Below are 21,932 nucleotides of genomic sequence, written 5' to 3'. Positions count from 1 at the left end.
GCGGAGAGCAGCCGAGCATGGGCTCGGCTCTACCCCCCGCGACATGCGCAGATGCGATCCACGCCATGCGTGGAAGCCGGCCGCGCGATCTACACCATCCCGCCGTTGGCGCGCAGCACCTGGCCATTGATCCACCCGCCATCGGTGCCTGCCAGGAACGCAACCGCACCGGCGATGTCCTCCGGCGTACCCAGCCGCTCCAGGGGGTTCATCTTCGCCAGCCGCTCGATCAGTTCCGGTGACTTGCCGTCCAGGAACAGGTCGGTGGCGGTCGGGCCCGGCGCCACTGCGTTCACGGTGATGTTGCGCCCGCGCAGCTCCTTGCTGAGAATCGCGCCCATCGTCTCCACCGCTGCCTTGCTGGCGGCATACACGCTGTAGTTCTCCAGCTTGATACCGACCACGCTGGTGGACAGGATGATCAGCCGGCCACCATCGCGCACCCGTCGCGCGCTTTCGCGCAGCACGTTGAAGGCGCCCCTGAGGTTGATGCCGATCACCCGCTCGAACAGCGCGTCGTCGCTGTCGGCCAGCGGCGCCAGCTGCAATACGCCGGCGCTGTTGACCACCACGTCGATGCCGCCGAAACGGGCCTCGATGGCGTCGAACAGCTGGTTGACCGCCTGTGAATCGGCCACATCGGCCTGCAACGCGATGGCCTGCGCACCGGCCGCGTTGAGTTCGGCAGCCAAGGCTTCGGCGTCGTCGCGGCGCCCCGCATAGTTGATGGCGACCGCGTGGCCATAGGCAGCCAGGCGGCGGGAGATGGCCGCGCCGATGCCACGGGAACCGCCGGTGACCAGGGCGACAGAGCGGGCGGGGGGGAGGGTCATGGTGGCTTCCAGCAGGGCACGCCGGAGTGGCGCAGGGCCATCTTCGCGACATTGTCTTTTCGGATAATCCTGCATAATCCGTCAACATCATCCGGACAACCGAACAATGGACCGCTTCACGGCCATGCGCGCCTTCGTCCGTATCGTCGAGCGCCGCAGCTTCACCCGGGCCTCCGAGGACCTGGGCCTGCCGCGGGCCACGGTGACCGACGCGATCAAGGCGCTCGAACAGCGGCTGGGCGTGCGCCTGCTGCACCGGACCACGCGGCTGGTGGTGCCGACGCTGGAAGGCGAGGCCTTCTATGGCCGTTGCCTGCGCCTGATCGCCGACATGGACGATGCCGAGGCCGCGTTCCGTGACGCGCCGCCGCGCGGCCCGCTGCGTATCGACGTGCATGGCACGCTGGGCCGGCACCTGCTGTTCCCGCACCTGCCGGAATTCCTGCAGCACTACCCGGAGATCGAGCTGGAGGTCAGCGAAGGCGACCGCTATGTCGACCTGCTGCGCGAAGGCGTGGATGCGGCGTTGCGGGTGGGGACGCTGGCCGACAGCGATCTTGCGGCGCGCCGGTTGACGATGCTGCGCGAGGTCACGGTGGCCTCGCCGGGTTACCTGCAGGGCAAGGGCGTGCCAGGCAGCATCGAGTCCCTGCTGGACGGCCACGAAATGGTTGGCTATCGCTCCAGCGCCACCGGCCAGCTGATTCCGCTGGAGTTCCAGCAGGGCGGGCAGGTGCGCTACGTGCCGCTGCCGGCGCGGGTGCGAGTGTCCGGTGCGGACGCGTTCCTTGGTGCCGCGCTGGCGGGCCTTGGCATCATCCAGGCGCCGCGTTACCGGATGGACCCGTACATCGCGCGCGGGCAGTTGGTGGAGCTGTTGCCCGAGATGCCGCCGACGCCGAGCCCGTTGAGCCTGGTCTACCCGCGCAACCGCACGCCGTCGCCACGCTTGCGGGTGTTCATCGACTGGGTGGCCGGGGTGTTCGAGCAGACCGGGGTTGCCGGCCAGCGGCCGGCATTACCAAAGCGGCGCTCCTGAAACGCCACGACGGAATGGCTGTGTGGGGGGTAGTGCCGGCCGCTGGCCGGCAACTGCGATTCGCTTGGTGCACCGGTAGTGCCGGCCAGCGGCCGGCACTACCGGGCTGCGGCGTCCGGCAGCACCAGCTCGAACAGGGTGCCGGTGCCATCCGACACAACACTCACGCTGCCGCCGTGCGCCTGTGCAATCGCGCGGGTGATCGCCAGGCCCAGTCCGGCACCTTCGTGGCGGCCACGCTCGCCGCGGTAGAAACGATCGAACAGGCGCGGCAGCGCTTCGGCGGAAATCGGCGTGCCGACGTTGTGCACGCTGACCCTGCACACGCCATCGGCCTCGACCAGCCGCACCCGCACTTCGCTGCCCACGGCTGCGTGCTTCAACGCGTTGGACAGCAGGTTGGCAATCGCCCGGTGCAGCATCAAGCGGTTGCCTTCCACGCTCGCCACACCTTCGCGGCGCAGGGTCAACTGCCGGTCCTCGGCCAGCAGGTCGTAGAACTCCAGCAGTGAATCCACCACCTTATCCAGCGCCACCGGCTCGCGCGAAGGCAGTGCCCCCGGCGCTTCGGCCTGCGCCAGGTACAGCAGGTCGCCCACGGTCTGCGCCAGCTGCTGCAGTTCCTCGGCACACGACGCCAGCGTCTCGCGATAGGCCTCGTTGCTGCGCGGGTGGGCCAGCACCACCTGCACCTGGGTCAGCATGTTGGTGATCGGCGTGCGCAGCTCGTGGGCGAGATCACCAGAGAATTCGGTCAGCCGCGCGAAATCCTGCTGCAGCCGTGCCAGCATGCCGTTCAGGGTCTGCGCCAGCTGTTCCAGCTCGGCCGGGGCGCTGCGTGCGCTCAAGCGCCGCTGCAGGCGGCCGGCGGTGATCTGCCGGGCTTCATCGGCCAGCGTGCGCAGCGGTCGCAGCGTACGCCGCACCACATAACCGCCGAGCAGGCTGCTGGCCACGGCGGCGCCGATGATCGCGATCGCCAGCAGATGGCGGAAGCGCTGCAGGAAATCGGCATGGCGGTTGTCATCGATGGCCAGCAGGATGACCAGCTGGCTGCCGTCGGCCAGCGTCTGGCGCAGGTGCAGGGCATGCATGCAGCGGCCATCAGTGAGGATCCAGTCGTGCCGGCGTGGCGCGGCGTCGATCGGTTGGCCGCGTGCATGCTGGCGCAACAGTGTCGGTGCGGTGGAGAAGAGCACCGCGCCGCTCCCATCAACAATATGGAAGGCGATATCTGGATGGTGGCCCAGCGCCTCTGCCAATCGCTGCCCGCGCTCGGAAGCAGCTCCATTGCCGGCCAGGTCACGGATCAGCGCAACCTTGTTTTCCAGTTCAATGAAGTCCTGGGCCACCAGGTCGTGGCGGGCGCTGACATAGATCGCCACGCCCAATGCAGCCAGTACCAGCGTGGCCACGGTGGCGAACAGCAGTGTCAGCCGTACCGCGATGGAACGACGCAGGCTCATCCGCTGTGCACTGCGCCGTCGTCCGGCGCCTCGAGCACGTAGCCCATGCCGCGCACGGTGACGATCAGCTTGGCATCGAAGTCATCGTCGATCTTCGCGCGCAGGCGACGGATCGCCACGTCGATCACGTTGGTGTCGCTATCGAAGTTCATGTCCCACACCTGCGATGCGATCAGCGAGCGAGGCAGTACTTCACCACGTCGGCGCGCCAGCAGTTCCAGCAGGGTGTATTCCTTCTGGCTGAGGGGGATGCGCTGGCCGCTGCGTTCGACCCGCCGGCGCAGGGTGTCCACCACCAGGTCGGCGATGACGATGCGCTCGGCCTGCGGCAGTGCCTGGCCGCGACGCAGCAGGGTGCGCACGCGCGCCAGCAGCTCGGCGAAGGCGAATGGTTTGGCCAGGTAGTCATCCGCGCCCAGCTCCAGGCCCTGCACGCGGTCGGCGATGCTGCTGCGTGCGGTCAGGAACAGCACCGGCACCTGCCATCCGGCCTCGCGCAGCCGTGACAGCACGCTCCAGCCATCCAGGCCGGGCAGCATCACGTCGAGGATGACCAGCTGGTACTCGCCGCTGCCGGCCAGGTGCAGCCCGTCGACGCCGTTGCAGGCGAGATCGACCACGTAGCCGGCCTCGATCAGGCCCTGGCGCAGGTAGTTGCCGGTCTTGGGTTCGTCTTCGACGATCAGCAGTTTCATGATGCGCCCATCATCGCAGCTTGCACGTGGGCTGGCTGCGCAGGCTCACGCCAACGGGTCCAGCGTACCAAGCACCGCCACGCAGGCCAGCACCAGCAGCGCCAAGGCCGACTCGCAGGCCAGGCTGTGGCGCAGGGAGCGTAGTGGCCGCGGTTGCCAGCCTTCGCGGATGGAGGTGGCCAAGGCCGGTACCAATCGCCAGCGATGCAACGCTGCGAGCCCCAGCATGCCGCCCACCAGGGCCAGCTTGAGCAGCAGCCAGCGCCCGTGTGCGGTACCGGTCAGGGTCTGCACGGACCCTCCGAGATCGACATAGGTATAGGTGCCGGTCATCGCCAGGGTGGCGACGATGACCGTGCCGGGCAGGGCGAAGCTGTGGGCGGCCTGCCACAGTGCATGGGTGCGTTCGCGCAGGTGCAGGCCTTGTGGACGCAGCGCCAGCTGCAGAATGGCGGCGATCGCACCGACCCAGGCGCCGGCGGCCAGCAGGTGCACGATGCCGGCCAGCAGCCGCAGCGTGCCACCGAACCCATCCCCCGCAGCGGCATGGCCGTTCCAGGACAGGCTGGCCAACGCCGTGGCAGACAATGCGAGCAGGGCCACGCGGCGCAGGCTCTGCAGCGGCGTGGCGAATGCCAGCAGGGGCAGCATCGCCAGCACCGCCACGGTACGCAGCAGGCCGGCTTTACCCACCGGCGTACCGGTGAGGAACCAGTGCGCCGTTGCAGGGTCGATGTCGGCCGGCGCGATGCCGAGGACACCGGACAACCGGGTGATGGCATCGGTGACCACCAAGGCCAACGCGATCAGGGCGAGCCCCAGCGAGACGCCACGCGGCAGCCTCGGACGGACGAACAGCAGCCGCCCGAACAGCAGCATCAGCACCAGGTACAGCGCCAGCCGCAGCGCATACGGCGAGAGCTCGGCCACGACGGCAGTCTTACTTCACGGTGAAACGGTACGTGCCAGTGATCGGGTGGCTGTCCTGGCCGACCGCGCGCCACTGCAGTGCGTAGCTGCCTGCCGGCAGCGGCGTGGCGAAGCGCGCACGCAGGGTGTGGCCATCTTCGGAGAGCTCCTGCGCGGTGGTGGGCATGGCCATCTTCATGCGGCCATGGTCCATGCTCAGCTCGATGCGGGTGGCACGCGGCATCACCTTCTCGCTGAACTGCAGCGCGATCTCGCTCGCCGGGGCAATGGTGGCGTCGGCGGCCGGCGTCGAGCGCACCAGGCTGGGATGGGCCAGCGCCAGCGGCGCAGCCGCGAGGCCGGACAGGAGAAGAACAAGGGTGGTGGAGCGGAGCAGGGGGCGGGTCATGCGCGGGACACCTGTGGAAGACGTGGCCCACAGGGTGGAGGGCAGCGCCTTTCGCTGCCCTGACCCGCACATTACCGATCTGTAATGTTCGGCCCACCAACAAGGTAGTGCCGGCCGCTGGCCGGCATCACAGCGCTGCCAGCGGCCCTTGCATGCGATGGAAACTGCCATCGGTGGCGGTGAACCAGGCCAGCGAACGCCCACCCACGAAATCGTCGACATGCACGACCGTAGCGCCATCGGCTTCCTGCCACGAAATGGCATAGACCCCTTCGCTGATCCGCTGCCACTCACAGGCAGCTTCGCCCTGCGCACCGGCATAGGCGCCGGAGACGATGGCGTACTGCACGTGGCGGCCATCGGCGCTGTAGACATTGTCGGCGGCCAGCCCGTCATAGCTGACGCGGAAGCGGCGGCCGGCGAACACGGGAAGATCAGCGGCGGTGTTCATCGGATCGCCACCGGGTTGATATTGACCTGGGTCGAGCCGACGTACAGCGGCTGGCCAAGTACGAACAGGAATTCCCAGGCCTTGTCGCGCACCAGCGCGCGGCTGTCGATCAGCTCCAGGTTGTAGATGCCGCGCTTGGCCAGCATGTACTGGTTGATCGGGAACTCTTCGGCACCGTTCGGGTTCGGGTAGACCTCCGAGGCCCAGGTGTCGCCACCGAAGGCGACGATGCCCTGGTCGGCCAGCCACTTCGCGGCGTCCATGCCGATACCCGGTTCCACTTCCAGGAACTGTTTGTCGTCCTTTCCGATCAGTTCCAGCCAGCCGGTGTTGAACAGCACCACGTCGCCCTTGCGCAGGCTCAGGCCCTGCTTCTTCAGCACGGCCTGGATGTCGGCCACGGTGAACTCGGTGCCGCCGGGCACGATCGCCTTGCCGTAGTACGCGGTCATGTCCAGCACGACGCCGCGGGTGACCATTGGCGGCACCTTCTCGACGCCGAGCTTGCGTACGCCGTCCACGGTGACGAAGTCGGCGGCCTTGTTGCCGTTGTAGTAGACGTTGTCGATGCCGATATGGCTGATGCCGTTGAGCTGGGTGCCAACGCCGGTCCAGGCGTTCACCAGTTCATCGTTGAAGGTGAACTTGTTGGGGCCCAGCGACTTGCCGGCCTGCTGGCCGACCTGCACGTTGTACAGGCGGAAGCTGCGGTGGCGGAACGCGGGCAGGTTCTTGTCCACCGGCACCGCCAGCGGATAGGTCTTGCCGGTCCTGACCAGCGATACCGCGTGCTTGACCACGTCCGCGGTCAGCAGGTTGGCCGCGCCGATCTCGTCGTTGGCGCCGTAGGCAGAGGGGTACCAGTCCTCGGCAGTAGCCTGGAAGGACAGCGGCAGGGTGGCCAGCGCAAGCGCGGCCAGGGTCTTCATCTTCATGGCAAAGCTCCGGTAACTGTCAGGCCGTCGCGGCGGCGCCGGCATCGGCCGGGACGTGAGGCAGCACGTACTCGGCGATTTCGTGGAAGGTTTCGGCCAGCGGCCGTTCGTTGCGGCGGAACTGCAGGCCGATGTGGTCGACACCGGCCGCCTGCAGGGCGTGCAGTTCGGACAGCAGGGCGTTGCGGCCGCCGCGCAGGCCGAAGCGCCAGCGCTGCAGGGGGGCATCGGCATCGGCCACCAGGTCCAGGTGGATGAAGCTGGCATAGGGCTTGTTGCCGGCCACGGCGCGCCAGGCCGCCACGCGTTGCGCATGGTCCTGTGGCGTGCCCGGGTAAGCCAGGCAACCATCCATGTGCTGGCCGACCCACGCCGGCTGCTGCTGGGCCAGCCCGGCCACGAACAGCGGCAGGGCCGGGCCATCCGCGGGCAGCACGTCCAGGCCCTGCGGCAGATGCGAAGCGGCGCCTTCGCGCAGCAGTGCGATCTGCTCGCGGAAGCGGCTGCCGCGGGTGTCGAAGTCGCGGCCGAACAGCGGGTACTCCACCGGGCGGTCGCCACTGGCCACGCCCAGCAGCAGGCGGTCACCGCTGAGCCGCTGCACGCTGCGCGCCGACTTCAGGGTCAGCAGCGGCTCGCGGATCGGCAGCACCACCGCACCGGTGCCCAGCAGGATGTCCTCGGTGATGCCGGCCAGATAGCCGAGGTAACTGAATACCTCGAACACCTGCGCCGCATCGCCGAAGGCCGGGTCGTACACCGGCACGTCGCGCACCCACAGCGCACGGAAGCCGAGGCGGTCGGCCAACCGTGCCAGTTCTGCATGGCGCTGCAGGTCCGGTTCGCCGGGCAGGCGTCGCGCGGCGCGTCGTGCCTGTTCGCCCAGCGGCGTCCAGTCATTGTCCAGCGGTGCTTCGATGCCGATGCTGAAACCACCGGCCTGCAGCCGCGCCAACGCACTGCGCATGGCGAGGCTCCTCAGTCCCAGGCCGGGGCCAGGCCCGGCGGATCGACTTCGCGGCCGTTGCGGTCAAGCGCGGCGATTGCGGCCATGTCATCGGCATCCAGGTGCAGGTCCTGGGCGAGCAGGTTGCTGGCCAGGTTCTCGCGCTTGGTCGAGGACGGGATGACCGAGTAACCCCGCTGCAGTGCCCACGCCAGCGCAACCTGGGCCACAGTGGCCTGGTGCTTGTCGGCGATGGCGGCCAGCACCGGATCCTTCAGCACCTTGCCGTAGGCCAGGGTCATGTAGGAGGTCACGGTGATGCCCTGGTCCTGCAGGAAGGCAGTCAGTGCCGGGTTCTGCAGGTAGGGGCTCAGTTCGATCTGATTGGTGGCGATCTCGCTGGCGCCGACCACCTCGATGGCCTGCCGGGTCAGCTCGATGTTGAAGTTGGACACACCGATCTGTCGGGTCAGGCCCTGCGCCTTGGCGTCGGCCAGCGCGGTCATGTACTCGCGCAGTTCAACGCCATTGCCCGGCGCCGGCCAGTGGATCAGCAGCAGGTCCACGTAGTCGGTGCGCAGCTTGGCCAGGCTGTCGCGCAGGCTCGGGATCAGCTTGTCAGCGGCGTAGTTGTCCACCCAGATCTTGGTAGTCAGGAACAGCTGGTCGCGTGCTACGCCGGATTCGGCGATGGCCTGGCCGACTTCGGCTTCATTGCCGTAGATCTGCGCGGTATCGACCGCACGGTAGCCGACCTCGAGGGCGTTGCGCACCGAATCGATGACGGTCTGGCCGGTCAGGCGGAAGGTGCCGACGCCAAAGGAAGGAACGCTCATGATGGACTCCAGGGACTTCGTTGAGAGCCGGTGGGCTCGGGACAGGGCGAAGTGTGGGCGCTTTACATTTGTTGATTAAGCCGTGTATACGGGAAACGCTTTTGCGCTGAGGTAAAAAATGAAAACCACTCTGGATGAGCTGAAGGCCTTTGTGGCCGTGGTCGACAGTGGTTCCATCACGGCGGCGGCCGAGGCGCTGGAACTGACCATCTCGGCTACCAGCCGCACTCTGGCGCGGCTGGAGGACAAGCTGCAGACCACGCTGCTGCGGCGGACCACGCGGCGACTGGAACTGACCGAGGAAGGCGCGGCGTTCCTGGAGTACGCGCGCACGATCCTGGCCACGGTGGACGAGGCCGAAGAACAGATGGCCGCGCGGCGGCTGCAGCCGGTCGGGCGCCTGCGCGTGGATGCGGCCACACCCTTCATGCTGCACGTGATCGTGCCGCTGCTTGAAGGGTTCCGTGAGCGCTACCCGCAGGTGGAGCTGGAGCTGAATTCCAATGAAGGCATCACCGACCTGATCGAGAAGCGCACCGACGTAGCGTTCCGCATCGGCGTGCTGCGCGATTCCACCCTGCATGCGCGACCGATCGGCCATAGCCGCATCCGCGTGGTGGCAAGCCCCGAGTACCTGCGCCGGCACGGCACGCCCACGCGGGTGGAGCAGCTGCGCGAGCACGACCTGCTGGGCTTCACCCAGCCCAGTTCATTGAACGAATGGCCGCTGCAGGATGCCGATGGTGGGCCTTTCGTGATCGAGCCGGCGATCGCTTCGTCCAGTGGCGAGACGCTGCGGCAGATGGCGGTGGCCGGGCTGGGCATCGCCTGCCTGTCCGACTTCCTGACCCGCCAGGACCGGCGTGATGGCCGCCTGGTACAGCTGTTCGCCAAGCAGACGCAGGAAGTGCGGCAGCCGATCAACGCGGTCTACTACCGCAACACCGCGCTGGCCGCGCGCATCACCTGTTTCGTCGACCATGTGACGCAGACGCTGGGGCAGCGTCCGTTCGACGAATAGGGAGGGGTAGAGCCGGGCGCTGGCCGGCTGCCTGATCCTCGCGGTTGCCGGCCAGCGCCCGGCGCTACCGGGTGCGCAACGCCCGCCGATTGCCGATGTGCGCCGCCGCCAGCAACACGCCGCCGCACGCGGTGGCCACACCATGCCAGAGCAGCGATTCCTTCAGCGGCAGATACAGAGAGGCTGACAGCAGCAGGATGGCGCCAACGCAGGCCAATCTTGCAGGCCCCCAGCGCCCATGCCGGTGCACGCCGGCCGAGGTACTCGCCAAGGCCAACGAGGAGGCCAGCAGCGCGAACAGCCATTCCCAGCGCGACATCATCAGCAGCAATGTCATCGCGCCATGGCCGGGATGCTGGAACGAGCGCAGCGCCATCATCGCTGCCGGCACGAAGGCCAGCAGCAGGGGCAGGGCGATGCAGTGGGCGGCGCAGGCCAGGGACAGCCAGGCACCGGCAAGATCGAAGCGGGGGTGCCAGCGTGCCGATGTTGGCGGCTGGGCCAGGGCCCTTGCGGGGGTCGTGGGAATGTGGTCCATAATGTTACATAGTAACAATTGGAGTCTTTCCCATGAAGCTTCCCGCTGCTCTTTTCCTGCTGCTGGCTGCCAGCGCCGCGCAGGCCCATGACGTGCGCCAGCTGGGCGCACATGTGCACGGCCAGGCCACCGTCGATGTTGCGCTTGACCAGCAGTCCCTGGAATTCGCCCTTCAGGCCCCCGGCATAGGGATCCTCGACTACGAGCGACCGCCGGCCAATGCAGCCGAGCAGGCCGCGCTGGCACGTGCCACCGCCGTGCTGAAGAGCGGCAACTGGGTCACCTTGCCCACGGCGGCCCATTGTCGTCTGGTCAGTGGTGATGCCAAGGCCGAAGGCTTCGATGCGACGGCTGCCGCACCCATGGCCGGGCAGCATCGTCATGCCGGCTTCAGTGCGAACCTGCAATACCGCTGTGCGAATACGGCGGCGCTTCGCGCCCTGGTGATTCGCCTGCCCGTGCTGTTCCCGGGCCTGCACGAAGTCATCGTCAACAGCGCAACCACCAATGGCCAGGATCGCAGCGTGCTGACGCCCGATAATCTGCGCGTGGTGCTGGTACCGTGAGCACGTCGCCGGTGATCGCGCTGGAGAATGTGCAGTTCGGTTACGCAACACGCCTGGTGCTGGATATCCCACATCTTCTGATAGAGCAGGGCAGCAGCGTGCTGCTGCGCGGAATCAGCGGTGGCGGTAAAAGCACCCTGCTGGGGCTGCTGGCGGGTGTGCTGCTGCCCGGCAAGGGCCGTGTCGAGGTGGCCCGCCAGGCACTGCAGGACATGGGAGGTGCGGCGCGGGACCGTTTCCGTGCCGATCAGCTGGGCGTGATCTTCCAGCAGTTCAATCTGCTGCCGTTCCTCACCGTGCGCGACAACATCGCGCTGGGCCTGTGCTTCTCGCGCCTGCGCAGTGCGCGCATCAGTGGGCCACTGAATGCCGAGATAGCCCGTCTGCTGCAGGCCCTGCAGCTGGACCCGGCGCTGATGCAGCGGCGCGCGGGTACGCTGAGTGTTGGCCAGCAACAGCGCGTGGCGGCGGCACGCGCCCTGATCGGTCGCCCGGCGTTGCTGCTCGCCGATGAGCCCACCTCAGCGCTCGATCGCGATGCGGCGACCGCCTTCCTGCAGCTGATGTCCGCGCAGTGCCAGGCGGCCGGCACCACGGTGCTGGTGGTCAGCCATGACCACAGCCTGCAGCCGTTGTTCGACCGCACCATTTCACTGTCCGAGATCAACCAGGCAGGTGCCGGCCATGCTTGAGCTAGCCTGGGCCAGCCTGCGCAGCCGCGCGTTGAGTGTCGGCCTGACCGTGCTGGTCATCACCCTCAGCGTTCTGCTGCTGCTGGGCGTCGAGCGTGTGCGCACGCAGGCGCACGAGGGGTTCGCCAGCACCGTATCGGGCACCGACCTGATCGTCGGTGCGCGTTCGGGACCGGTGAACCTGCTGCTGTACTCGGTGTTCCATATCGGCGACCCGACCAACAACGTGTCCTGGCAGTCCTACCAGGAGCTGTCCGCGTTGCCACAGGTGAAGTGGGCGGTGCCGCTTTCGCTGGGCGATTCCTGGCGCGGCTACCGCGTGGTCGGCACCAGCGGTGGCTATTTCGAGCATTACCGCTACGGCGCCGGGCACGCGCTTGCGTTCGCGGACGGACGGCCGTTCGATGACCTGTATGACGTGGTGATCGGTGCCGAGGTGGCACAGGCACAGAGGGTAGGTCTCGGCGATGAGATCGTGCTGGCGCACGGCACCGGCGCGGTCACCCTGGCCACGCATGCCGACAAGCCGTTCCGTGTTGCCGGCATCCTGCAGCGCACCGGCACGCCGGTGGACTCGTCGCTGCTGGTCTCGCTGCCGGCCATCGAGGCGATCCATGTGGACTGGCGTTCGGGCGTTCAGCTACGCAGCCAGCGCGTCAGCGCCGAGCAGGCGCGCCACCTGGACCTGACCCCGGCCAGCATCACCGCCTTCATGCTCGGCCTGAATTCGCGCATCGCCACGTTCTCGGTACAGCGCAGGATCAACGAGTATCCGGACGAGGCGATGCTGGCGATCCTGCCCGGCGTGACCCTGCAGCAGCTGTGGCAGTCGCTGGGCACCGCCGAGCGGGCGCTGCAGCTGATCAGTGCGATGGTGGTGCTGCTGGGCATGGTCTCGCTGGTGGCGCTGCTGGTCTCGACCCTGCAGGAGCGGCGGCGTGAGATGGCCATCCTGCGTGCCACCGGCGCGCGGCCGGGTTACATCGCCGGCCTGCTCGTGGTGGAAGCGATGGCGACCAGTGCGGTGGCCTGCGTACTGGCCCTGTCGCTGCTGGTGGTCGCCAGCATGGCCGGGCGCGGCTGGGTACTGGCCACCTTCGGTCTGTCGATCACCCATGTCTGGCCGGACGGCCGCGAGCTGGCCTGGGTGGCAGGCGTGCTGGCGATCAGCGCGGTGGCCGGGCTGGTGCCGGCATTGCTGGCCTACCGGCGCACGCTGGCCGATGGCCTGTCGCCGGGAGTCTGAGCATGCGCTGGATGCTGTCGCTGTCGCTGTCGCTGTCGCTGTCGATGGTGCTGGCACTGGCCGCCTGCGAGCGGCCGGTGGATACCGGCGTGCAGGCCTTGCCACCCGCGCCGGTTGTTGACCGCGATGACCCTGCAGACGCTGCGGAGCAGGAGCTGGACTGGCTGCAGATGATGCCCAAGGACGAGCTGGCCGCGCTGGAGCGGGGCGAGGGCCCGGAGGTCGAACACAACGGCAATCGGCGCATGCCGCAGTTCGGCACCTTCCGCACGGTGGACACGGTACTGCAGCGGCCGGTGCGCCTGCCGGGCTACGTGGTGCCGCTGGCCAACGCGCAGGACGGCCGGCTGAGCGAATTCCTGTTCGTGCCGTACTACGGCGCCTGCATCCACGTGCCACCACCACCACCGAACCAGATCGTACACGTTGTGCTGCCACGCCCGATCGAGATGCCGGACATGTACTCGCCGTTCTTCCTGGTGGGCACCCTGCGCGCCGAACGGTTGGATGACGATCTGGCCGGTTCGGCCTACACCATGCGTGACGCACAGCTGAGGCCCTATGAACCGTAGTCACCTGTTGCTGGCGTTGGGCTGCCTGTGGTTGGCGGGCTGTGCGGCGCCGGGCGGCGACGCCGTAGTGGTCACGCCGCAGGACAAGCCGGTGCCCTCCGCCAGGGCCGAAGCCCCTATCGACCGTTGGGACGCCTTGCGGCCCGACGAAGTAACCTACCAGCGGCCGCCGCCGCAGATCGGCCTGTCACGCAATGGCATGGACGGCGTGGGTGGCCTGATTGACGACACTGGTTCGGGCACGCCACCGGGGCAGGAAATCGACCATTCCAGCCCCGACCGCGCCAAGCAGTTCGGCTCTTCGCGCGTGGTCGATGCTGTCGATGGTCGCACGGTGGATCTGGATGGGTACGTGGTACCGCTCGGTACCAACGATGCCGGCCTGGTCGATGAACTGCTGTTCGTGCCGTTCTACGGTGCCTGCATCCATGTGCCACCACCGCCGCCCAACCAGATCATCCACGTGACCCTGGCGACACCGATCGCGCTGGGCGATCTGTGGGATCCGCACCGGCTTGCCGGCCGCCTGCAGGTGAAGCGTTTCGACGCGGATATCGCCAGCGCGTCCTACGATGCCGCGGCAGCCACGCTGACGGCGATCCGCAACTGATGCGCAGGCGATGGATCATGGCTGCCGGGCTGCTCGTGGGCCCGGTGGTGCTGCTGGTGTGGTGGCAGCGGCAGCGCGCACCCACCGCGCCGCCCGCGGTCGCGTTTCCGGCACCTGCGTCCGGCGCCAGCCAGCGCATCGAACAGCGTCTGGGCAATGACCCCGCATTCCGCAACGACGTGCTGTTCCTGCTCGCGGCGACATTGCGCGACCGCTGCCAGCCGGCGCAGGCGGGACTGCTGGCGCGCATGGCCAATCGTGCATCGCTGCCGGTGCTGGCCGCGGTCAGCGCGGTGACCCAGCAGGACCCATCGCTGGACCGGCCGATCTACCAGTACATCCAGCACCGCGCCGATGCGACGCAGTGCGGGCAGCCGCTGAAGATGCCGCTGGCCGGTGGGCGCAGCATGGCCGTGGACATCGAACAGTACGCGCGGACGTTCCCGGACAGCTACTTCGACCCGCAACGCAGCAGTGAACCGCGGGATTTCGGTGGGCTGTCGCTGCAGCAGCGCGCCGGCAACGCCTGCAACAGCGTGGTGTATTCGGTGCTGCCGCTGGGTGGCACCGACTGGCGGTGCAGCAGCCTGCGCGCGAATGCGCGGGCGCGCGTGCGCGGGCTGTGCGAGGACGAATTGCGGCGCCAGCATGGGAGTACAGGTGGGGAGCTGGACACGGCCGTCGGGCAAGGCATGCAGGCGGCGGTGGTATCGGCGATCGCCGCGCTGCCGGAAGACTGCCGGTAGAGGTGCGCCAGTAGCGCCAGGCCATGCCAGTCCCGTTTCAGTAGAGCCAGGCCATGCCTGGCTGACCGTTCAGTCGAGCAAGCTCGCCTCTACAAAAGCTGAATCGGCTGATCCAGAACGCCATAACTATACAGGATATCCTGTATAGTTATGGCCGTACTCTACCCCCATCAGGTTCTCCCATGGCTTTGTCCCAGCCCTTGGCCGGTGCTCCGGCCCTGTCGCGTGCCCGTCGCTGGGCGCTGTTGTTCACCGTCGCCGCTGGCCTGCTGCTGGTCACGCTCGACAACTCCGTGCTCTACACCGCGCTGCCCACCCTTACCGAAGAACTCTCGGCCAGTGCCGGACAGGCGCTGTGGATCATCAACGCCTATCCGCTGGTGATGGCCGGCCTGCTGCTGGGTGCGGGCACGCTGGGCGACCGCATCGGCCATCGCCGCATGTTCCTGATCGGCCTGGTGGTGTTCGGCGTCGCCTCGCTGGCAGCGGCGTTCGCCGACACCGCAGCGCAGCTGATTGCCGCACGAGCCTTCCTCGCGGTCGGCGCGGCCGCGATGATGCCGGCCACGTTGGCGCTGATCGGCCTGAGCTTCCACGAAGAGCGCGAACGCAACATCGCCATCGCGATCTGGGGTTCGGTGGCCATCGTCGGTGCGGCGCTCGGCCCGATCATTGGCGGCTGGCTGCTGCAGCACTTCTGGTGGGGCTCGGTGTTCCTGATCAACGTGCCGGTGGTGGTGGTCGCGTTCGTGGCCACGCTGCTGCTGGCGCCGGAAGGACAGCGCGACACCTCGCGGCCATGGGACTTTGTGTCCTCGGTGCTGGCATTGGCTGCACTATCCGGCCTGGTGCTGGCGATCAAGTCGTTGATCGCTACGCCGCCGTCGTATGCGCTGGGCGCGGGCGCGCTGCTGCTGGCCGTCGTCAGCGGTGCGGCGTTCGCACGCCGCCAGCAGCAGCTGCCGTACCCGCTGCTGGATTTTGCGATCTTCCGCAACCCGGCGTTCCTGGCCGGCACGCTGTCGGCGGTGTTCACCCTGTTCGCGATGGCCGGCCTGCAACTGGTCACCACGCAGCGCTTCCAGCTGGTGGCGGGTTTCACGCCGCTGCAGGCGGGCCTGCTGGTATCAGTGGCGGCGCTGGGCAGCCTGCCCAGTGCGCTGCTGGGTGGCAGCATCCTGCACCGGGTGGGCCTGCGCCCGCTGATCTGCGGCGGCCTGGCGGCAGGTGCGCTGGGCGTCGGCGCGGTGGCGTTCGGTTTTCCGCATGGCCTCGGTTGGGTGGTGGCTGGCATGGCCATCACCGGCTTCGGCATGGGTTCGGCCATCTCGGTGGCGTCCACTGCCATCCTCAATAACGTGCCGGCGCACCGTGCGGGCATGGCGTCTTCGGTGGAAGAAGTGTCCTACGAGTTCGGCGGCCTGCTGGCGGTGGCGATGCTGGGCAGCCTGAGCGCCGCGATGTACAGCGCGTTCCTGCCGGTCTCGGCAGATATGCCCGCGCTTGCCCGTGAGGGTTTCACCCAGGCGCTGCATGCCGCGCGCGAGAGCGGGCAGGGCGAGTGGTTCGCACTGGCTGCGGCCGCGTATGACCGTGGCTACCAGATCGTGCTGCTGGTGATCACGGCGGTGCTGGCGATGGGCGCGACGATCCTGGCGCGCCTGTTGCGGGGCCGCGTTGGCAGCCGCGAGGGCGCGGCCGATCGCGTAAAATGAGGCAATGAGAACCAGCAAGCGCGACCGCATCCTCGACGCCGCCGTCAACGTGATCAATCGTGACGGCGTGCGTGCGGTGACCTTCGAGTCGGTGGCGGCCGAGGCCCAGCTGACCCGCGGTGGCCTGCTGTACCACTTCCCTTCGCGCGAGGCGCTGCTGCGCGGCATCGACGAGCACCTGGTGCAGGCCTGGGAAACGTCGATGGAAACGCTGCTCGGCAAGCGCGCGGATGAAGCGACGGCACTGGAGCGCTACCAGACCTTCGTGCGCGTATCGGCACAGAGTGCCACCCGTGCCGAACTGATGTTCATGCTCGAATCGGCCGACCCGGACGCCGAGCGTCCCTGGGGGCCGGCGGTACGTCGCTGGGCACCGCTGCCGCCGGAGGCAGGTGCAGCGGAAGACAGCGCCGCGCTCGACAATTTCGTGGCGCGGCTGGCCGCCGATGGCCTGTGGATCTACGAGGCAATGTACGAAGGCCAGCTGGACGACGGCGTACGTGCCCTGGTAGCCGAGCGCATCGCCGGGCTGCTGGCGAAGTCTGATGGGTCACCGCACTTGTAGAGTCGACTGTTAGTCGACTGCTCTTCGCTCAGACAACGAAACCCCGCGCTTCGCGCGATAGTCGACTGACAGCCGACTCCACTCCTTACCCGTTCACCCAACCTGCGCTGCGCTCGCGGCCAACCACGCCCGCGGCGATGCCCCCAGCCGCTTGCGGAACGCCTTCGACAGCGAGGCGGTATCGGCGAACCCCATCTCGATCGCCACCTGCTTGACCGCCACGCCGGCCCGCAGCTGCGCGCAGGCCAGGCTCAGCCGCCAGTCCAGCAGGTAGCTGGCTGGCGTTGCCTGCATCACGTCCTTGAACACGGCCGCGAACGCGCTCCGCGACATGCCGGCAGTCGCGGCCATGCGCGGCAGCGTCCATTCGTCCTGCGGCGCCTGGTGCATCGCCACCAGCGTGCGGGCCAGCCGCGCATCGGACAGGCCCCGCATGAGCCCATGACTGACGCCCGCTGCATCCGGGTGATCGACCACCCAGCGCAGGATCTGGATCAGCGCCACCTCGAACAGGCGGTTGGTCAGCAGCCGTGACCCGCAGCGCTGGCGATCGGCCTCGGCGAACAGCAGGTGCAGGGTGTCATCCAGTTCGCCGATTGCGGCCAGCGGCACCACCATCACCGGTGGCAGCGACTGCACGATCGGATTGCGCGCGCCGCCATCGAAATCCAGCGTGGCGCAGGTGAAATCCGGACCATCCAGCGGTGCATTGAAGAACACATGGTGCACCGGCTGCGGATACAGCAGCAGGCTGGGTGTGTCGATCTTCAACCGGGGCAGCGCGATATCGCCGTCGGGATGACGGACCTCCATTTCACCCTGGCGCAGGATGTGCAGGAAGGCACGACCGGGCTGCGGCTCGAAGACATGGTGGCCGCACAGCGGGCCGCTGTGAAACAGCGCGGCCTGCACCCGGAAGCGTTCCAACAGAGAGGAGAGACGGTCGGGTGCGGAAGTGTCGGTGGGTAGGCTCATGGATGAATGGACAACATGTGTGGCGAATTATGCCTGACGCGTCCACGGAGTCTACCTACGATGAGCGGGTCGTCCAATCCCGGGCGCTTTCCCAAGGAGATCCACCATGTCCCGTGTCCCCCTGATCGATGCCGCCAACACCACCGCCGACCGCCAGGCCCTGCTGGGTCAGGTCCACGCTGCCTTCGGCGCCACCCCGGCCATGTTCCGCGCCGTGGCCAACTCGCCAGCCGCCCTGCAGAGCATGTGGGGTTCGTTCGGCGCGCTGGGCGGCGGTCGCCTGTCGCCGCTGCTGGGTGAGCAGATCGCCGTCGCCATCGCCAACCGCAACGCCTGCGAATACTGCCTGGCCGCCCACACCGCGCTGGGCCGCAAGGCCGGTGCCAGCAGCGAGCAGATGGCCGCCGCGCAGATCGGCCAGTCCAGCGATCCGGCCACCTCGGCGGCATTGGACTTCGCGCTGAAGGTGGTCGAGCAGCGTGCGCAGATCGCCGACGGTGATGTGCAGGCGCTGCGTGCGGCTGGCTTCGATGACGAGCAGATCGTTGAGATCCTCGCCCACGTGGCGCTCAACCTGTTCACCAACTACGTCAACGTAGCGTTCGACGTACCGGTGGACTTCCCGAAGGTCGCGCTGCGCTGAGATGCGGTTCGGCCCGGGTGGCAGCGGGCCGCCCGGGCCGGTCTGAATGGAGCCGACCGGGTAGACTCGACTGTCAGTCGTCCATCGCGCGCAGCGTGGGGTTTTCGGGGGCTGAACGAAGAGCAGTCGACTGACAGTCGACTCTACTTGTCGTCCGCCTGCAGCCGCTCGGGATGGGTATACACATTGAACCCGCTCTCCCGTGCGAACCCGACCAGGCACAGGCCTGCACCGCGGGCCAGGTCGATCGCCAGCGCGGTCGGTGCCGAGACTGCGGCCAGCACGCTGGCACTGGCGCGCACCGCCTTGCTGACCATTTCGTAGCTGGCCCGGCTGGAAATCACCAGCAGGCCGCCTTCAATGGCGTGTTCGTTGTGGTGCAGCGCGCCGATCAGCTTGTCCAGCGCATTGTGGCGACCGACGTCCTCGCGCACCCAGCCGATCCGCCCGCTGGCATCGGCCCAGGCCGCGGCGTGGGTGGAGCCGCTTACCGCATTCATCGGCTGGTGCTGCGCCAAGGTGGCCAACGCCCGTTGCAGGGCAGCAGCGGAATAGCTGCGGCGCTCGCGGATCTGTGGCAGTGGGCGCAGCACCTCTTCCAGCTGGCGCGTGCCACACAGGCCACAGCCGCCACGGCCGGGCAGCAGGCGTCCATTGGCCGGGTCCAGGTTTGCGCCGGGCGCATCCTGGGCCACCGTCATCTGAAGCTCGATGCCTTCCAGCTGCGGGTGGACATCGATCGACAGCAGCTGCGCGGGCGCGTTGATCAGGCCTTCGCTGAGCGAAAAGCCGAGCGCGAAGTCCTCCAGGTCGCACGGCGTGGCCATCATCACTGCAAAGGCAGCATCGTTGTAGCGCAGCGCCACCGGCACTTCTTCGGCCACCACGTCGACCTGCTGCTGTTGCGTGCCGCCGCGCCAGTGCTGCAACGGACGCTGGGCCGTGCCGGCAGGCGGGGTGTGCGGTGGGGGCGAATCAGGCATGCAGCGCGTCCGGGCTAGGGAGATACGCAGGTGGTGGACCACCCACGGCATCGAGAATAGCGCAGTGGCCATGCGCTGACGCAGGTGTAACCGTTGTCATGGCAGGCTGCGCTGAAAACAGGGTGCAGCCACTGGCGAAGCCGTGCGGGCCGTGTTTGACTGTGGGGCTGGCCGTGCGATTGAAGGCGCCGCCGGACTGCGATGTGCCCATTGTTGCCGCGTTCCTCCCGTAAGGTTCCCGAACATGTCCGAGCAGAAGCCGCCGCGTTACAAGCCCTACAACCAGCCTGCCGGTGGCTGGGGTGCCGCCGGCGCCACGGCCAAGGTGCTGCTGCAGCAGAGCGTGATCGGCAAGGGGTCGAAGGCGTTGCTGGCGATGAACCAGCCCGGCGGCTTCAAGTGCCCCAGTTGCGCGTTCCCTGACGCTGACGAACGCAGGAAGCTGGAGTTCTGCGAGAACGGCGCGAAGGCACTGGCCTGGGAAGCCACCCAGTTCCGCGCCGGCCGCGAACTGTTCGCCCGGTATACCGTGACCGAACTGATGGCGCAGACCGACTACTGGCTGGAGATGCAGGGCCGGCTGACCGAGCCGATGCGCTACGACGCAGCCACCGACTACTATGTGCCGTGCAGCTGGGACGATGCCTTCGCGCTGATCGGCCGCCACCTGCAGGCGCTGGACAGCCCGCACCAGGCCGAGTTCTACACGTCCGGCCGCACGCCCAACGAAGCCGCGTTCCTGTATTCGATCTTCGTGCGCGAGTTCGGCACCAATAATTTCCCGGACTGCTCGAACATGTGCCACGAGCCGACCAGCCGTGGCCTGCCGCCAGCCATCGGGGTGGGCAAGGGCACCATCGTGCTGCAGGATTTCGAGCATGCCGAGGCGATCTTCGTGATCGGGCAGAACACCGGCACCAATTCACCGCGGATGATGAGCAACCTGGTCGACGCGCGCAAACGTGGCATTCCGATCGTGGCGGTCAACCCGATGCCCGAGCGCGCGCTGATCCGTTTCGCCGAACCGCAGGACATGGTGCAGATGGCCACGTTCGGTTCGACCGAAATCACCAGCGAGTTCGTGCACATCCGCATCGGCGGCGACCTGGCCCTGATCAAGGGCATGATGAAGGTGATGTTCGAGCGCGAGGCGCAGGGCGAGCGCGTGCTCGACCATGATTTCCTGTCAGAACACACGGTGGGCCTGGAGGGGCTGCGCGAAGACGTGATGGCGCAGGACTGGGATGAGATCGTGCAGGTGTCCGGCATTTCGCAGGCGCAGATCCGTCGCTGTGCGGAGATCTACATCCGCTCCAATGCCACCGTGATCTGCTACGGCATGGGGCTGACCCAGCACCAGTACGGCTCGCGCCTGCTGCAGCAGGTCGCCAACCTGCTGTTGCTGCGTGGCAATTTCGGCAAGCCCGGTGCTGGCATCGGGCCGATCCGGGGCCATTCCAATGTGCAGGGCGACCGCACCGTCGGCATCGACGAAAAGCCCAAGCAGGCCTATCTGGACCGCGTGCAGCAGGTGTTCGGCTTCGACCCGCCGCGCGAGCATGGCCACCATGTGGTCGAATCCATCGAGGCGATGCTGGATGGCAGTGCCAAGGTGTTCATCGGCCTGGGTGGCAACTTCATCCATGCGGTGCCCGATACCCCGCGTGCGTACGAAGCGATGCGCGGCCTCGACCTGACCGTGGGGATCGCCACCAAGCTCAATCGCGGTCATCTTGTTCATGGCCGCGATGCGCTGATCCTGCCGGTGGTGGCGCGCTCGGAGCGCATCGTCACGCCGGCCGGCGAGCAGTTCGTCACCATTGAAGACGCGATGTCCAACGTGACCGCCTCGCGCGGCGTGCTCGAGCCGGTCAGTGCCGATGTGTTGCCCGAGGTCGAGATCGTCTGCCGCATGGCGATGGCCGCGCTGCCACGCAGCAGGGTCGACTGGGCGGGTTGCATGCATGACTACGGACCCATCCGTGAGCTGATCGCGGCCGTGTACCCGGAGATCTACACTGGCTTCAACGAGCGCATCCAGCAGCCGCATGGCTTCCATCTGGACATCCCGCCGCGCCGCCGCGTCTGGCCCACGCCCAATGGCAAGGCCAACATCCTGGTGATGCCTGGCCTGGACGTGGACGATCCCGTACACGATCCGGACATGCTGCGGCTGGCCACCGTGCGCTCGCATGACCAGTACAACACCACCATCTACAGCTACAACGACCGCTATCGCGGCGTGTACAACGATCGCATGGTGCTGTTCATGAACATCGAAGACCGGCTGGCGCGCGGGCTGCACAAGGAAGCCTTGGTCAGCCTGGAGACGATCAGCGGCGATGGCGTGCAGCGGCGCATCGAGGGCCTGACCGTGCTGGACTACCCGATGCCGCGCGGTGCGCTGGCCGGCTACTACCCGGAACTGAACCCCTTGCTGCCGCTGGACTACTACGACCGCATCAGCGGCACGCCCGCAGCGAAGTCGATTCCGGTGCGGGTGCTGGCGATGGCGGCGGCGATTGCGTAGTGCGTGCATCG

Annotated in this window: 24 protein-coding genes; 12 read left to right on the top strand and 12 right to left on the bottom strand. The window is 67.6% G+C overall.

Annotation, left to right across the window (positions count from 1 at the left end; all coding sequences use genetic code 11):
* Positions 1-89: 89 nt before the first annotated feature.
* Entirely contained in the window at positions 90-833 is a 744-nt protein-coding gene (locus HLA98_RS07810; RefSeq protein ID WP_129550517.1) for an SDR family oxidoreductase, read from the bottom strand.
* Positions 834-939: 106 nt separating this feature from the next.
* Between HLA98_RS07810 and HLA98_RS07805 the strand changes: the two genes are divergently transcribed.
* Positions 940-1,872 carry a LysR family transcriptional regulator gene (locus tag HLA98_RS07805; protein ID WP_129550518.1) on the top strand — a complete coding sequence of 311 codons (933 nt, stop codon included), beginning with the start codon at positions 940-942 and terminating at the stop codon, positions 1,870-1,872.
* Positions 1,873-1,970: 98 nt separating this feature from the next.
* Here HLA98_RS07805 and HLA98_RS07800 read toward each other — a convergent pair whose 3' ends face one another.
* The 8 genes from HLA98_RS07800 to dkgB form a co-directional block, all read right to left on the bottom strand.
* Positions 1,971-3,338, bottom strand: a complete 1,368-nt coding sequence (locus tag HLA98_RS07800) for a heavy metal sensor histidine kinase (RefSeq protein ID WP_057501511.1) — start codon at positions 3,336-3,338, stop codon at positions 1,971-1,973.
* Positions 3,335-4,033, bottom strand: a complete 699-nt coding sequence (locus tag HLA98_RS07795) for a heavy metal response regulator transcription factor (RefSeq protein WP_057501512.1) — start codon at positions 4,031-4,033, stop codon at positions 3,335-3,337. Before HLA98_RS07795 ends, HLA98_RS07800 begins: the two co-directional genes overlap by 4 nt.
* 45 nt (positions 4,034-4,078) lie before the next feature.
* Complete coding sequence (copD, locus tag HLA98_RS07790; protein WP_057501513.1) at positions 4,079-4,963, bottom strand: copper homeostasis membrane protein CopD; 885 nt, start codon at positions 4,961-4,963, stop codon at positions 4,079-4,081.
* Positions 4,964-4,973: 10 nt separating this feature from the next.
* Positions 4,974-5,351: a copper homeostasis periplasmic binding protein CopC gene (gene copC / locus HLA98_RS07785; RefSeq protein WP_057501514.1), complete on the bottom strand. Its 378-nt coding sequence runs from the start codon at positions 5,349-5,351 to the stop codon at positions 4,974-4,976.
* Positions 5,352-5,478: 127 nt separating this feature from the next.
* On the bottom strand, positions 5,479-5,802 hold the full coding sequence (locus HLA98_RS07780) for a MoaF-related domain-containing protein (RefSeq protein WP_049448058.1): 324 nt from the start codon (positions 5,800-5,802) through the stop codon (positions 5,479-5,481).
* Positions 5,799-6,737: a cyclase family protein gene (locus HLA98_RS07775; RefSeq protein ID WP_080392928.1), complete on the bottom strand. Its 939-nt coding sequence runs from the start codon at positions 6,735-6,737 to the stop codon at positions 5,799-5,801. Before HLA98_RS07775 ends, HLA98_RS07780 begins: the two co-directional genes overlap by 4 nt.
* 19 nt (positions 6,738-6,756) lie before the next feature.
* On the bottom strand, positions 6,757-7,704 hold the full coding sequence (locus HLA98_RS07770; protein WP_057501515.1) for a TIGR03571 family LLM class oxidoreductase: 948 nt from the start codon (positions 7,702-7,704) through the stop codon (positions 6,757-6,759).
* A gap of 11 nt (positions 7,705-7,715) precedes the next feature.
* Positions 7,716-8,519: a 2,5-didehydrogluconate reductase DkgB gene (gene dkgB, locus HLA98_RS07765; RefSeq protein WP_057501516.1), complete on the bottom strand. Its 804-nt coding sequence runs from the start codon at positions 8,517-8,519 to the stop codon at positions 7,716-7,718.
* A 118-nt stretch (positions 8,520-8,637) separates the two neighbouring features.
* On the opposite strand from dkgB, the gene HLA98_RS07760 reads away from it, so the two are divergent.
* Positions 8,638-9,540 (top strand): LysR family transcriptional regulator, encoded by a 903-nt coding sequence (locus HLA98_RS07760; RefSeq protein ID WP_057501517.1) that lies wholly within the window; start codon positions 8,638-8,640, stop codon positions 9,538-9,540.
* A 64-nt stretch (positions 9,541-9,604) separates the two neighbouring features.
* On the opposite strand, the gene HLA98_RS07755 is transcribed toward HLA98_RS07760, so the two are convergent.
* The gene (locus tag HLA98_RS07755) at positions 9,605-10,078 is read right to left on the bottom strand and encodes a MerC domain-containing protein (RefSeq protein ID WP_057501518.1); all 474 of its coding nucleotides are present in this window, start codon (positions 10,076-10,078) and stop codon (positions 9,605-9,607) included.
* A gap of 32 nt (positions 10,079-10,110) precedes the next feature.
* Between HLA98_RS07755 and HLA98_RS07750 the strand changes: the two genes are divergently transcribed.
* The 8 genes from HLA98_RS07750 (at position 10,111) to HLA98_RS07715 (ending at position 16,790) form a co-directional block, all read left to right on the top strand.
* Positions 10,111-10,644: a ZrgA family zinc uptake protein gene (locus HLA98_RS07750; protein ID WP_057501519.1), complete on the top strand. Its 534-nt coding sequence runs from the start codon at positions 10,111-10,113 to the stop codon at positions 10,642-10,644.
* Entirely contained in the window at positions 10,641-11,336 is a 696-nt protein-coding gene (locus HLA98_RS07745) for an ATP-binding cassette domain-containing protein (protein ID WP_057501520.1), read from the top strand. The genes HLA98_RS07750 and HLA98_RS07745 overlap by 4 nt, the downstream gene beginning before the upstream one ends.
* Positions 11,329-12,582, top strand: a complete 1,254-nt coding sequence (locus HLA98_RS07740) for an ABC transporter permease (protein ID WP_057501521.1) — start codon at positions 11,329-11,331, stop codon at positions 12,580-12,582. Before HLA98_RS07745 ends, HLA98_RS07740 begins: the two co-directional genes overlap by 8 nt.
* 2 nt (positions 12,583-12,584) lie before the next feature.
* Complete coding sequence (locus HLA98_RS07735) at positions 12,585-13,154, top strand: DUF3299 domain-containing protein (RefSeq protein WP_057501522.1); 570 nt, start codon at positions 12,585-12,587, stop codon at positions 13,152-13,154.
* Positions 13,144-13,764 (top strand): DUF3299 domain-containing protein, encoded by a 621-nt coding sequence (locus HLA98_RS07730; protein ID WP_057501523.1) that lies wholly within the window; start codon positions 13,144-13,146, stop codon positions 13,762-13,764. Before HLA98_RS07735 ends, HLA98_RS07730 begins: the two co-directional genes overlap by 11 nt.
* Positions 13,764-14,510: a hypothetical protein gene (locus HLA98_RS07725; protein WP_057501524.1), complete on the top strand. Its 747-nt coding sequence runs from the start codon at positions 13,764-13,766 to the stop codon at positions 14,508-14,510. The genes HLA98_RS07730 and HLA98_RS07725 overlap by 1 nt, the downstream gene beginning before the upstream one ends.
* Positions 14,511-14,692: 182 nt before the next feature.
* Positions 14,693-16,225: an MFS transporter gene (locus HLA98_RS07720; RefSeq protein ID WP_057501525.1), complete on the top strand. Its 1,533-nt coding sequence runs from the start codon at positions 14,693-14,695 to the stop codon at positions 16,223-16,225.
* Positions 16,226-16,229: 4 nt separating this feature from the next.
* Entirely contained in the window at positions 16,230-16,790 is a 561-nt protein-coding gene (locus HLA98_RS07715; RefSeq protein WP_057501526.1) for a TetR/AcrR family transcriptional regulator, read from the top strand.
* 93 nt (positions 16,791-16,883) lie between these two features.
* Here HLA98_RS07715 and HLA98_RS07710 read toward each other — a convergent pair whose 3' ends face one another.
* Positions 16,884-17,765 carry an AraC family transcriptional regulator gene (locus HLA98_RS07710; protein WP_057501527.1) on the bottom strand — a complete coding sequence of 294 codons (882 nt, stop codon included), beginning with the start codon at positions 17,763-17,765 and terminating at the stop codon, positions 16,884-16,886.
* A gap of 106 nt (positions 17,766-17,871) precedes the next feature.
* On the opposite strand from HLA98_RS07710, the gene HLA98_RS07705 reads away from it, so the two are divergent.
* On the top strand, positions 17,872-18,408 hold the full coding sequence (locus HLA98_RS07705; protein ID WP_049396107.1) for a carboxymuconolactone decarboxylase family protein: 537 nt from the start codon (positions 17,872-17,874) through the stop codon (positions 18,406-18,408).
* Positions 18,409-18,551: 143 nt separating this feature from the next.
* Here HLA98_RS07705 and fdhD read toward each other — a convergent pair whose 3' ends face one another.
* Positions 18,552-19,391: a formate dehydrogenase accessory sulfurtransferase FdhD gene (gene fdhD, locus HLA98_RS07700; protein WP_057501528.1), complete on the bottom strand. Its 840-nt coding sequence runs from the start codon at positions 19,389-19,391 to the stop codon at positions 18,552-18,554.
* 244 nt (positions 19,392-19,635) lie between these two features.
* Here fdhD and HLA98_RS07695 point away from each other — a divergent pair, with 244 nt between their 5' ends.
* Positions 19,636-21,921 (top strand): FdhF/YdeP family oxidoreductase, encoded by a 2,286-nt coding sequence (locus HLA98_RS07695; RefSeq protein ID WP_057501529.1) that lies wholly within the window; start codon positions 19,636-19,638, stop codon positions 21,919-21,921.
* The last annotated feature ends 11 nt before the right edge of the window (positions 21,922-21,932 follow it).

This window comes from Stenotrophomonas africana, from assembly GCF_013004645.1.
GTDB lineage: Bacteria > Pseudomonadota > Gammaproteobacteria > Xanthomonadales > Xanthomonadaceae > Stenotrophomonas > Stenotrophomonas africana.
This window is presented reverse-complemented; position numbering and strand designations above follow the sequence as displayed.